A 12,788-nucleotide genomic window follows, 5' to 3' on the forward strand; every position below is an offset into this window, starting at 1 on the left:
GTTCTGTATTTGAAAGTAAAATATTATGCGGTAGATTTTAACGATAATATACTTCTAGCGATTAAAAATTGCGCACTATAGTATGTAATCATAATCAATTCATGACTGTAACGAACGGTTTGTACAAATAGATCCCACGAAAGAATAGAGTCAGAGATAATAAATAAAACGCTGCCGATAATTGCCCATTTATTCCCAGTCATGATAGCAGTAAATACCATGGTAGAAATAGCAATTGTATAAGCAATTACTGGAATGATTAAACCACGATCCCCTTTATCGATTAGCGCTGCAGTTATATTGGAGCACATTAAAAAAGCATATATGGCAATAGGGATAATAGATAACATCCGTTTCATTGAGTAATTCCAGCTTGAAATAAAACCTGCAGTGTAAAATAGATGTCCAATTAAAAATGCACTTAAACCAATGACAAACCAAATTAACGTACCATCACCAATCATACAAAAAAATAAACCAGTGATGATGAGTGTACGATACTTCGATGAATGAACAGGCTTCAAAGAAAAAGCAAAATACAAAATTAACAGCATGGGAATTAATTTAAATAAAATTTTGATACCAATTGGTTCAGAAGGTATGAAAAAAATATAGAGCAAGCCAAAAACGAGAATCAATAACGGTAGAAATTTTTTCAAAACAAACCAGCCCCTTTCTAGAATTTTCCTTTTTACTAATTATTATTAATGAAAAATGAATAGAATGCTATCAGAATATATGATTGGTACAGCGCAGTACTGTAGAAGATATGGTACAAATTTTATACAAAAAAAGACTGCCGAGACATACCCGGACAGTCTGGATGTTACGACCAACTTATGAAGCAATCGAAATGCCATGTGAATGAGCGATTTTCCCATTAGAGTTGGAAGATTTAGCAATGATAACAGTAGTGCCTGTTTGAATTTGTTCAAAAAGCCATGCAATCTCGCTGTTGTGCATACGAATACAACCATTGCTAACTGATTTTCCAATTGAGCTTTCCTTATTATTTCCGTGGATTCCATAAGAGTTTCCTGGAGAATCACCCACACTTAATCCCATCCAACGTTTTCCAAGCGGATTTCTTGGATCACCACCAGGAATATTTTCTTTATACCAAGGTCGATTTTTAATTTTATTTAAGATTTTAAATTTACCAGTTGGTGTAGGAGTTGATGATTTACCAGTTGCTACACTAAATGTTTTAACAAGTTTTCCTTTATTGTAATATGATAGTTTATTAGATTGGGTATTAATAATAATTAACTGGCCATTTGAAATAGGTTGATTGCTTTGTACCTCAATAATAGCAGGCTTACTTTGATTTCCAGCTAAGTCTTGAGAAGTAACTTTAATGCTAGCATAAGCATTTAACTTGTTAACTCTAAATGAATACGTACCAATACTATTTGCTGTTGTTTTTGCAACGTAACCATTGTTAACGTATAGCTTTACAGTTGCTTTTGGTTCTGTTTTCCCAGTAATGATCGTTGCATTCTCTTTAAGAGACTTAATCGAAGGAGCTAATGGTGCTGTACGGTCAATTACACGAACTGATAAAGGTTTACTTTCATTGTTACTCTTATCAATTGTAATGACTTTAAGAACAGCATTTGCTTTTTGTTTAGTGATTTTCACGTTAAATTTTCCATATGAAGTCACAACACCCTTACCAATTAGCTTGGTACCGTTATAAACCTTAACATTTGCATAGGCTTCTGACTTACCAGTGATATATTGTGACTGGTCAGAAACTGCAGAAATAGACGATACAGATGGTGCGATTAAATCAGAGACTAATATTGTAGTAGATTGACTTTCTATATTGTTACTTAAACCAATTACAGTAATTTTCGTCCCAGCCTTAATTGGTTTTACTGCATAAGAATATTCACCACTTGAATTTGTAGATAAAGTTTTCAAAAGCGTATTATTCTTTAAAATCTGAACTTCACTATTTGGAAGAAATACTCCCTTAATAGATGTTGACTTATTTGACAGATTATCAATAGTAGGAGTAGGTAAGTCTACAATTGAATATTTAATCAGTTTATCTGACATAGTTAAATCTTGTTCATCTAGTTTCATAGATGTAAGTTGGTAAACTCCTTTTTCAAAGTCGCTCGTAATTTTTATTTTCCCAGAATAGTAATTATCAGATGTTTTTATAAAAGTAACTTCATTCTTTTTTGTTCCATTTGAAAAGAATAAAGATATATGTCCAAAATTTTTCTTCGTCGTTAGCCCAATATCGATTGTTTGGCCGTAAGCAGCTTCAGTTGTATTCATTGTGAGATTATCTATATATTTAGAGAACTCATTATTAGTAAAACTGGAAGTGAACGAAGTAGCATTAGCAGTCGGTAAAAGGAATAAAAACATTCCGAGAAGTACAGATACGATCTTATTAGTCATTGTCTCTCTCCTTATAATTGGAATTACTTACTAAATTTGCTCTTAATCTATTTAAATCCTTTATTTTTTTAGAATTATAAAACGTCAAATTTCTGCAAAAAAAATAATCAACTAAAAATGACCATCATTAATTCTTTCACTCATGATTTTCACAATAGGATTTATTCTTTACTCCAGATCACTCTCCTAAAATCTTGATGTATGTATCATATGATTTAAATGTTTCTAATTTTGTCATAGGATGTTTCTATGTTGTAAACTTTTTAATGTGATTCTGAGAATGAATGATAAAATTCAAACAAAAAAAGCATAAAGGGAAACGTCCCTTTATGCTTGTCATCAAATTACTTATTTTACTTATGTCAGAACCAAGCTAACAATAATCGCTGATAAAACACTAACTAAAGTAGCCCCATAAAGTAACTTCAATCCAAATCGTGCAACGGTATTACCTTGTTTTTCGTTTAATCCTTTAACTGCTCCGGCAATGATACCAATTGAAGAGAAATTAGCAAAGGAAACAAGAAAAACTGAAATAATCCCAATCGTTTTTGCAGAAAAGCTTTTGGCCACATTTGATAATGCATCCATTGCAACGAATTCATTTGTAACTAATTTAGTAGCCATGACGCCACCAGCTTTGATGATATCTGATGATGGAATACCCATTAAGAATGCGATTGGTGCAAAAACATAACCTAGAATTTCTTGGAATGTAATACCGAAAATTAAATCAAAAACATTATTAATTAATGAAATCAGAGCAACAAATCCAATTAACATTGCAGCTACAATAATAGCAACTTTAAATCCATCTAAAATGTATTCTCCAAGCATTTCAAAAAAAGTTTGTTTTTCCTCTTCTTGAACAACCAATATATCCTCTTCATCTGATACTTCATAAGGATTAATAATTGATGAAATAATAAAACCACCAAATAAGTTCAATATAATGGCAGTTACGACATAACGTGGTTCAATCATTGTCATATATGCACCAACAATAGACATTGAAACAGTCGACATTGCAGAGGCACACAAAGTATAGAGACGATGAGGCGCTAATTGACCTAGTTGTTTTTTGACTGTAATAAACACTTCGGATTGTCCGACAATCGCGGAGGCTATGGCATTATATGATTCCAATTTTCCCATGCCATTTATTTTACTTAAAAGTAAACCGATACCTTTCATTATGAAAGGTAATATTCTTGTATATTGTAGAATTCCAATTAATACGGAAATGAAAACAATTGGTAATAGTACATTTAAGAAGAAAACAAATGCACCTTCATTCGCGACCCCACCGAAAACAAAGTTAATCCCGTCGGCTGCATATAGAAGTAACTTATCGAACACTTTAGCAATCGCTTGAATAATTTTAATACCAATGACTGTTTTTAAGAATAAGTAGGCCAAAATAACTTGAACAACAATCATTATGATAATCGGACGAATTTTAATGATTTTCCGATTCGTACTAGCAATATATGCAAGAGCTAGCGTAACAACCAACCCTACTAACGCAATTAAATAGCTCATATAAATCCTCCTGGACATATTAAATGAAATGACCTTTAGACATGATGAATTAGAATTACCCAAAATATCATATACGTTAATATGTGCTAGAAGGGACAAAGTTATGAAGAAGAACTGAAATATGCGGATAAAGACAAAGTATATTTCCTTCAGATCATCACTTATAACATAAGAACTAAGTAGACTTTAAAAAAGTAACCGACCGATTGGGTTTGGAATAATCCGTTTAGAAATGATAAAGTTAGTACAAAGAAAATGTGAAATATTAAGGAGTAATTTATGAGTAAAACGGTTGTTTTAGCTGAGAAACCTTCAGTTGCAAGAGATATCGCCAAGGTACTAGACTGTCATCGCAAAGGGAATGGTTATTTAGAAGGTAATAAGTATATAGTAACGTGGGCATTGGGCCATCTCGTTACATTGGCAGATCCTGAGGGGTATGACCATAAATATAAATCTTGGAATTTAGAAGACTTACCAATGATACCTGAAAAATTAAAATTAATTGTCATTAAAAAAACAAGTAAACAGTTTCAATCTGTAAAAACACAATTATTAAGAAAAGATGTAACAGATATTGTAATCGCTACAGATGCGGGGCGCGAAGGTGAACTTGTAGCAAGATGGATTTTACAAATGGCTAAAGTGAATAAACCAATCAAAAGACTGTGGATTTCTTCTGCGACAGATAAAGCGGTTAAAAAGGGATTTAGTAGCTTAAGAAGTGGAAAAGAATATGAAAATTTATTTCAATCTGCAGTAGCAAGAGCAGAAGCAGATTGGATTGTTGGGATTAATGCTACCCGTGCCCTTACATGTAAGCACAATGCTCAGCTTTCTTGTGGAAGAGTACAATCTCCGACCCTTTCTATGATTTATGAGCGAGAAAAGGAAATTAAAGCATTTAAACCGCAAACATATTATGGGCTACAAGTAATCGCAAATAATGTAACGTTTACGTGGCAAAACAGTAAAACGAAGGACACAAAAATAAAAACGAATGATGAGTTACAGAAACTAGTAGAGAAAATGAAAGGCAAACAACTGATCGTCAAAGAAGTATCGACTAGTCAGAAAAAAACTTTTGCACCTGGGTTGTATGATTTAACAGAGCTTCAAAGAGAGGCAAATAAAAGATTTAATTTTTCTCCTAAAGAAACGTTGTCAATCATGCAAAAACTATATGAGCATCATAAAATAGTTACTTATCCGCGTACAGACTCTCGCTACTTGTCTTCAGATTTAGTTGATACATTAAAAGAGAGATTACTTGCGTGTAATATGAAGCCGTACGGAAAAATAATTATGAAGCTTACAAATCAGCCGATTAAAGTAAATAAATCATTTGTAGATGATACAAAGGTTTCTGATCATCATGCAATCATTCCAACTGAAGAAGCACCCATACTTAGTGAGCTTTCATCAAAAGAATATAAGATCTATGAATTAATTGTCAGTAGATTTTTAGCAGTATTACTTCCTCCATTTGAATATGAGCAAACAAATGTTATCGCTGAGTCTGAACAAGAAACGTTTATTGCGAAAGGAAAAAGAGTACAATCTCTTGGCTGGAAGGAAGTTTTTCAAGATCAAGAAGAGAAGGATCAGAAAGAAGAGCAAAAGCTTCCAGTCATTAAACAAAAAGAGACTTATGAAATGTCTAGATTTATTGAAACGAAGGGCCAAACGAAACCACCTGCGTTTTTTAATGAAGCTACTTTATTAAGTGCAATGGAGAATCCAGTTCAATTCATGTCTGGAGAAAGTAATGAGTTGAAGAAGACAATCGGAGAAACTGGCGGATTAGGTACTGTTGCAACACGAGCAGATATTATTGAAAAGTTATTTAGTAGTTTCCTAATTGAGAAAAAAGGTAAGGATATTTTTATCACAAATAAAGGGAAACAGCTTTTAAATTTAGTGCCTGAGGAATTAAAATCACCTGCATTAACCGCAGAGTGGGAACAAAAACTTCAAGCAATCTCAAAAGGAACATTATCTAAAAACAAATTTATGAATGACATGATTGCATTTGCTTCTAATGCTGTGAAAGAAATTAAGCAAACAGAACAAACATTCAAGCATGATAATATGAGCAGTACGAAATGCCCTGATTGTGGAAAACTGATGCTTGAAGTCAATGGAAAAAGAGGGAAGATGCTTGTATGTCAAGATAGAGATTGTGGACATAGAAAGACTATTTCACAATCAACAAATAGTAGATGCCCAAACTGTTTCAAACGATTAGAGCTAAGAGGAGAAGGTGAAGGGCAAATATTCGTTTGTTCATGTGGTCACCGTGAAAAACTTTCTACTTTTAAAGAAAGACGATCAAAAGAGAAAAACAGTAAGGTTTCGAAAAAAGATGTACAAAAATATTTAAAACAACAAAATAAGCAAGATGATGAACCATTTAATAATCCATTTGCAGAAGCGTTGGCAAAATTAAAAAAACAGTAGTCAGAATACCAAAAACCAGGTAATTGAATTATTCCGTACCTGGTTTTTTTCTATTATCTGCATAAGTGTTCACTATTTCGACATAATGATCATCAAAATAGCTCTCTAGTTCACTTTTCAACTTTTTTGAAAGGATAGGGCTTTTCCCTGAGGTTGACACAGAAACAATTAGATCTCCTCTTCTCACAACAGCGGGTGTATGAAAATCACTATTTTTTTGGTCACTTACATCATTAAACCATTGAAAATCCGTTGTACATTCTTTAACAAATTGATTGACCTTTTTATCATTAGTTGCAGCAATAACGATATGAGCTTTTTTTATGTCGTCTTTTTCAAATCTTTTATTGATATGTGTTATAGAAGGGAATTCTTTGAAATCCTCAATGATTTGGGGGCTAATAATGGTAATTGCTGCGCCACTTTTAACAAATGCCTTCGCTTTACGAAATGCAATTTTCCCTCCACCGATGATGACAATTTTTTTACTCGATAATGTAAATAATAAAGGAACCATTTCCGCCATATGATCGCTCCTCAGGATATGTTGAATTCAGATGTAATATATTAATATCTATTAATTTTATCATAGACCAACTAAATTTTAGACTTTTCCTGGTTTATATAGATTAAAATAAAACATTCGCTAAATTACTAAATAATATACGAATCTATGAAAACGTTTCGACAAGTTATGTATAAGTATTTCTTTTTTTCAAAAATACTATATAATAGGATTTGTAGCAGAGTAATCCAAAAAAATTTTTCTATTTTACGAAAGCGGTTGCATAAAAATGAAACCGTTAACAACAAATATAATTTATATAGGTGAAAAAAATGAAAAGACTATTTGATGTAAACGAATGGAAAATTGTAGAAACAGAATTGCATAAAGAAGAGTTTCGTCTTGCAGAAAGTATGGTTAGTTTAGGAAACGGTCACATGGGAATGAGAGGAAACTTTGAAGAAAAGTATTCGGGCGATTTCCACCGTGGATCATATGTGGCTGGAGTTTGGTTCCCAGATAAAACGCGAGTTGGCTGGTGGAAAAATGGATATCCAAATTATTTTGGAAAAGTAATCAACTCAACAAACTTCATTGGTATTAATGTATTGATCGATGGAGAAGAACTCGATCTAAATACTGCCGTTGTAAAAGAGTTTTATAGAGAATTAGATATGCAACATGGTGTATTAACGCGTAAGTTTACAGTCGTTCACGGAGAAAAGGAAACAGACATTGAGGTAATTCGTTTCTTATCTGTCGCTAAGAAGGAATTAGCTGTTATTAAATATACAGTTACTGCTAAAAATTACACTGGTGACATTACATTTGTACCTTACTTAGATGGTGATATCCGTAATGAGGATTCGAATTACGATGAAGATTTCTGGGTAGAAGTTAATAGAAATGTAGAGGACTATTTTGGCAGTCTTCAAATGAAAACAAAAGATAATCCGTTTGGTTCGCCTACATTCCAGGTAGCAACTACGATGGGGATTACAGTACAAACTGAAAATGCAAAAATCGCATCAATTTTAAAAAGTGAAAAAGAAGAATACGTTGATAATACAATTGTTATTAATGTACCAAAAGGCGAATCTGTCAGTCTTGTTAAATATGTCGCTGTAACGACAGACCGAGACTATGATGCAAATGAATTAGTTACAAAAGGAAAATTAGTAGTAGAACAAGCAATAGCATATGGTTTTGAAGCAGAACTAGCAGATCATAAAAAAGGTTGGCTAGATCGTTGGGATATTGCAGATGTGATGATTAGTGGTGATGCTGAAGCGCAACAAGGTATCCGATTTAATTTATTCCAGTTATTTGCTACTTACTATGGTGAAGATGCACGATTAAATATCGGTCCAAAAGGATTTACAGGTGAAAAATATGGTGGAGCAACGTATTGGGATACTGAAGCTTATGCAATTCCATTGTATTTATCAACTGCTAATCAGGAAGTCTCACGAAACTTACTAGTTTACCGTCATAATCAATTAGAAGGCGCTTATCATAATGCAAAACAGCAAGGACTAAAAGGTGCATTATATCCAATGGTTACATTCACGGGTATTGAATGCCATAATGAGTGGGAAATTACATTTGAAGAAATTCATCGTAATGGAGCAATTGCATATGGTATCTATAATTATGTGAATTATACTGGCGATAAAGCGTATTTAAACGAATATGGGATAGACGTATTAACCGGCATTTCTAGATTTTGGGCTGACCGAGTGCATTACAATAAAAAGAAAAATGTATATATGATGCATGGTGTAACTGGACCAAATGAATACGAAAATAATGTGAATAATAACTGGTATACAAATCGAATTGCTAGCTGGACTTTGGAGTATACATTAGAAGTAATTCAGCACTTAAAGAGCAATGGGTTTGAAAGCCGTGTAAATGGGATAAATATTACTAAAGAAGAAATTGAAAAGTGGCAAGATATAATCAACAAAATGTATTACCCGTATGATGAGGAATTGAATGTTTTCGTACAACATGATACATTCCTTGATAAAGATTTAATGACTGTAGATCAGTTAGCACCAGAACATCGTCCATTAAACCAAAACTGGTCATGGGATCGTATTCTTCGTAGTTGCTTTATAAAACAAGCTGATGTATTACAAGGGATGTACTTCCTAAATGATCGATACTCAATGGATGAAAAACGCCGTAACTTTGAGTTTTATGAGCCAATGACAGTACATGAATCATCCCTATCACCTTGTGTACATTCCATTTTAGCTGCAGAATTAGGTATGGAAGAAAAAGCGTATGAAATGTATAATCGAACTGCAAGGCTAGATCTTGATAATTACAATAACGATACTGAAGATGGTCTTCATATTACTAGTATGACTGGTTCATGGTTAGCGATTGTTCAGGGCTTTGCTGGAATGCGTACAGCGAATGAAACACTATCTTTTGCACCATTTATTCCAAGCACTTGGACGAATTACTCGTTTAAAATTGTCTATCGTAAACATCGTTTAACAATTGAAGTTAATCAATCAAATGTTGTTATTACACAAACTGGTCCTACTTTACAATTAAAACTTTATGGTAATGAAGTGACAATTCCTGAAAATGGAGAATTAACAGTAGCGATTCAAAAGTAGTAACGATTCGTTCAGAGAGAGAACAAGGCATTCTCTTTCTGAATTTTTTTAATGAAGCTTAAAGTGATTTAAAGGAGATGCAGAAAATGACAAAGGAATTACAAGCAATAATTTTTGACTTAGATGGTGTAATTACAGATACTGCTGAATATCATTACTTAGCTTGGAAGCAACTAGGTGAAGATGTAGGAGTACCCTTTACTCGCGAATTTAATGAAGAATTAAAAGGTGTATCTCGTATGGATTCACTAGAAAAAATTCTGGCATTAGGCAATAAACATAATGATTTTACAGCAGATGAGAAAATGTCATTAGCTGAAAAGAAAAACGAACATTATGTTTCATTAATTCAAAATATTTCTCCTACTGATATCCTACCGAAAATCGAAGAATTAATAGTGGATATTAAAAAGATGGGTCTAAAATTAGGACTAGCTTCTGTTAGTAAAAATGCGTTAGCTGTAATGTCATCTCTAGGGTTAAAAGAACAGTTTGATGTAATTGTAGATGCTGCAACAATCAAAAAAGGTAAACCTGACCCAGAGATCTTTTTAAGAGCGGCAGAGTTATTAAATGTAGATCCAAAAGCTTGTATTGGAATTGAAGATGCAGCAGCTGGGGTTGACTCTATTAAAGGTGCAGGAATGTTTGCTGTTGGAGTTGGTTCAGAACAGTCATTATCAAAAGCTGATATTGTTTACGCTTCTACTTCAGAATTGTCATTAAAAAAAATCATCGAAGTATATAACAAATAAAATAATTGCAACGAAGAAAGAGGTGAATTTTTGATTCATCTCTTTTTTATTTTTGATTCTTTTCTAAAGGTTCTTTTCTGAAAGATTGTTGCTAAGAAGATAAAGATAAAAGGATAATTATGGTAAAATAAATCTGTAATGAGGTGAGGGACAATGAAGTTACCAAAATGCATGAATTGTAACTATAAGCTTTCTTGGACACAGACATTTAAACAAACAATGATTGTAAAGAGAGACCCTTTACAATGCCAACACTGTAACCATGAATTATTCTTTACTGCCAAGTCGAAGAAAAGGTTATTTCTATTAGTAGCACTTTTCCCCATTTTATTTGTAATTCTGACTGCCTTTCAAGTTCCAATGATACTATCTATTCCATCATTAATTATTTACCCTACTTTTATTATGCTAATTACACCATTCCTTATTGAGGTAAGGAATGACGAAGAGGCTCTGTTTTAAAAAGGGCAATATAAAACCTTTTTATTAAATTTCACTATATCTACATATAATTACTATGCAATACACTATTATTTCTGTTAGGATAATTAGTATTATTTTTATTGAAAAGATAATGATAAGTATGGAATGAATATTATTAGAAAAGGTGAGTAATATGTTTAACAAATTAAAGAAATTATTTGGTACAGGTGAAAATGAAAATCCATCAACTGTTGAATCTACAACATCAGTATCGAAAGAAGTTGCAATTAAAGCACCTTTAACTGGTGAATTCAATGATTTATCAGAAGTTCCAGATCCTGTTTTTGCCGAGAAGATGATGGGTGACGGTTTTGCAATTACACCAAGTGAAGGTGTTGTTGTATCACCTGTAGATGGAGAAATCGTTCAAGTTTTCCATACAAAACACGCAGTTGGCATCCGTTCAAATGAAGGTTTGGAAGTTTTAATTCATGTAGGATTAGAAACAGTTAAACTAGAAGGTCAAGGATTTGAAGCTCATGTGACTGAGGGCCAAAAAGTAAAAGCGGGAGATCAGTTACTAACATTTGATCTAAACTACATAAAAGAAAATGCAAAAAGCACGATAACTCCTGTTATATTCACTAATGGAGATATTGTCGAAAATATCGAAATAAATGCATCAGGAGCAATTCAAGCTGGCTCTACAGTTGCTAATGTTACATTAAAATAAAAAGCCCAAAATGAAATGAACCCCATTGTTGACACAATTAACAATTGGGGTTCATTTCAAAAAGGGCTTTTTTTTATGCAGTTCTTACTTTAAATTGACGTTTTCGCTTCACATTTAAACCAATAAAAAGTGGTTTTATAGTTGGTTGATTTTCAATGATGAATCGTTTTAATAGTAATGGTACTACTATACCAATCATGGTAAAGAAAAGTGGACCATAATCGAAAAACTGTGAAAATACTGCGTTTGCAAACAAGTGAATATACATAATCGTTAATGATTCTTTCCCGCATATTGTACAAGGTTTGATGATTTTTACCTTCGCCATGATCTGACATAAATAAAGTAAAGCTATACTCATCGTGATGGGAATGATCGCGTCTAAATATAAGTGGTCGTATCGTAAATATTTTAAGCTTAAATGATAATCCAATTTATTTAAGTGATAAAGACTCATAAAGATTATGCTGCAGAAAATGCTTAGTATACCTATATAATTAGGAATTGACGAGATGAATCTTTTTGCAAAGTAGCCGAAACCTAAAAAGAAAATCGCTAAAAATGCAACGTCTATATTCCACGGTATAAAAATATTATTAAAAGTTGATTTTCCGATTAACGGTATTAAATTAATTGTTTCGAAGTGTGCGATTAAGTAATAAGAAATAACTACCAATAAACGTGTAAGATTTTTCTTGAACATTAAGCATGTGATTGCAAATAAAATTTGAGTGATAAATAAACATGTCACATACCAAAAGACACCATGTATACCAGTAATAAATCTTCCACCAATTAACAATGAAGCTCCTTCGTTAATAATGGTGGATAAATGAATTGGACCTTCTTGTGCTTGCAAAATTAGTTTATACATACTAAATAAGAGTAAATACGTACAGTATGGTACAAGTAATCTGAAGGCTAGTTTTTTTATATAAAATTTTAGCTCACCAAATGAATTAACAGGTTTAAATAAATATCCACTTATCATAAAAAATAGCGGCATATGAAACCAATAAATAAACGTTATTGATTGCGGACCACCTTCAGAAGAATGACCATAAACAACTAATAAGATCCCGATCATTTTGGCCACATCTAACCATTGTTCTCGTTCTTTTTTCATATGATCACCTAATTATTTTTTTTAATTGCCACCATATTGTAACCAAAAATTATTACAGAGCTAAAACATTGCCATTACAATAAAGTTATAAAAAGTAACATTTTTATGTGAAATGCTATGAAGGTAGCCTTGGGCAAATAGTTTTTAAATCTACAATATTAATTAATATATTATTTTAAAAGCATTAAAA

Annotated in this window: 10 protein-coding genes; 5 read left to right on the top strand and 5 right to left on the bottom strand. The window is 32.5% G+C overall.

The window, feature by feature from the left end; translation table 11 throughout:
- Positions 1–23: 23 nt before the first annotated feature.
- The 3 genes from ABID96_RS00430 to ABID96_RS00440 form a co-directional block, all read right to left on the bottom strand.
- Entirely contained in the window at positions 24–659 is a 636-nt protein-coding gene (locus tag ABID96_RS00430; protein WP_192603622.1) for a lysoplasmalogenase, read from the bottom strand.
- A 178-nt stretch (positions 660–837) separates the two neighbouring features.
- The gene (locus tag ABID96_RS00435; protein WP_192603621.1) at positions 838–2,418 is read right to left on the bottom strand and encodes an Ig-like domain-containing protein; all 1,581 of its coding nucleotides are present in this window, start codon (positions 2,416–2,418) and stop codon (positions 838–840) included.
- A 357-nt stretch (positions 2,419–2,775) separates the two neighbouring features.
- Positions 2,776–3,960 carry a NupC/NupG family nucleoside CNT transporter gene (locus ABID96_RS00440; protein WP_377896498.1) on the bottom strand — a complete coding sequence of 395 codons (1,185 nt, stop codon included), beginning with the start codon at positions 3,958–3,960 and terminating at the stop codon, positions 2,776–2,778.
- Between the two features lie 279 nt (positions 3,961–4,239).
- On the opposite strand from ABID96_RS00440, the gene ABID96_RS00445 reads away from it, so the two are divergent.
- A complete protein-coding gene (locus tag ABID96_RS00445) occupies positions 4,240–6,420 on the top strand; it encodes a DNA topoisomerase III (protein WP_192603619.1) in 2,181 nt (726 codons plus the stop codon).
- A 28-nt stretch (positions 6,421–6,448) separates the two neighbouring features.
- Here the strand turns inward: ABID96_RS00445 and ABID96_RS00450 are convergent, their stop codons facing one another.
- Complete coding sequence (locus ABID96_RS00450) at positions 6,449–6,946, bottom strand: precorrin-2 dehydrogenase/sirohydrochlorin ferrochelatase family protein (protein ID WP_192603618.1); 498 nt, start codon at positions 6,944–6,946, stop codon at positions 6,449–6,451.
- 311 nt (positions 6,947–7,257) lie between these two features.
- On the opposite strand from ABID96_RS00450, the gene ABID96_RS00455 reads away from it, so the two are divergent.
- The 4 genes from ABID96_RS00455 to ABID96_RS00470 all read left to right on the top strand — a co-directional run bounded on the left by ABID96_RS00455 (position 7,258) and on the right by ABID96_RS00470 (position 11,472).
- The gene (locus ABID96_RS00455; protein WP_192603617.1) at positions 7,258–9,561 is read left to right on the top strand and encodes a glycoside hydrolase family 65 protein; all 2,304 of its coding nucleotides are present in this window, start codon (positions 7,258–7,260) and stop codon (positions 9,559–9,561) included.
- A gap of 86 nt (positions 9,562–9,647) precedes the next feature.
- On the top strand, positions 9,648–10,316 hold the full coding sequence (gene pgmB, locus ABID96_RS00460; RefSeq protein ID WP_192603616.1) for a beta-phosphoglucomutase: 669 nt from the start codon (positions 9,648–9,650) through the stop codon (positions 10,314–10,316).
- Positions 10,317–10,469: 153 nt separating this feature from the next.
- The gene (locus ABID96_RS00465) at positions 10,470–10,778 is read left to right on the top strand and encodes a TIGR04104 family putative zinc finger protein (protein WP_192603615.1); all 309 of its coding nucleotides are present in this window, start codon (positions 10,470–10,472) and stop codon (positions 10,776–10,778) included.
- Positions 10,779–10,932: 154 nt separating this feature from the next.
- Positions 10,933–11,472, top strand: a complete 540-nt coding sequence (locus ABID96_RS00470; RefSeq protein WP_192603614.1) for a PTS sugar transporter subunit IIA — start codon at positions 10,933–10,935, stop codon at positions 11,470–11,472.
- Positions 11,473–11,545: 73 nt separating this feature from the next.
- Here the strand turns inward: ABID96_RS00470 and ABID96_RS00475 are convergent, their stop codons facing one another.
- Positions 11,546–12,598, bottom strand: a complete 1,053-nt coding sequence (locus tag ABID96_RS00475) for an acyltransferase family protein (protein ID WP_192603613.1) — start codon at positions 12,596–12,598, stop codon at positions 11,546–11,548.
- Positions 12,599–12,788 lie beyond the last annotated feature (190 nt).

The sequence above is a fragment of the Gottfriedia sp. OAE603 genome (assembly GCF_040543965.1).
Taxonomy (GTDB): domain Bacteria; phylum Bacillota; class Bacilli; order Bacillales; family Bacillaceae_G; genus Gottfriedia; species Gottfriedia solisilvae.

Coding starts and splice junctions, on each gene's coding strand:
- ABID96_RS00435 (WP_192603621.1), bottom strand. CDS start 2,418: ATGACTAATAAGATCGTATCTGTACTTCTCGGAATGTTTTTATTCCTT.
- ABID96_RS00440 (WP_377896498.1), bottom strand. CDS start 3,960: ATGAGCTATTTAATTGCGTTAGTAGGGTTGGTTGTTACGCTAGCTCTT.
- ABID96_RS00445 (WP_192603619.1), top strand. CDS start 4,240: ATGAGTAAAACGGTTGTTTTAGCTGAGAAACCTTCAGTTGCAAGAGAT.
- ABID96_RS00450 (WP_192603618.1), bottom strand. CDS start 6,946: ATGGCGGAAATGGTTCCTTTATTATTTACATTATCGAGTAAAAAAATT.
- ABID96_RS00455 (WP_192603617.1), top strand. CDS start 7,258: ATGAAAAGACTATTTGATGTAAACGAATGGAAAATTGTAGAAACAGAA.
- pgmB (WP_192603616.1), top strand. CDS start 9,648: ATGACAAAGGAATTACAAGCAATAATTTTTGACTTAGATGGTGTAATT.
- ABID96_RS00465 (WP_192603615.1), top strand. CDS start 10,470: ATGAAGTTACCAAAATGCATGAATTGTAACTATAAGCTTTCTTGGACA.
- ABID96_RS00470 (WP_192603614.1), top strand. CDS start 10,933: ATGTTTAACAAATTAAAGAAATTATTTGGTACAGGTGAAAATGAAAAT.
- ABID96_RS00475 (WP_192603613.1), bottom strand. CDS start 12,598: ATGAAAAAAGAACGAGAACAATGGTTAGATGTGGCCAAAATGATCGGG.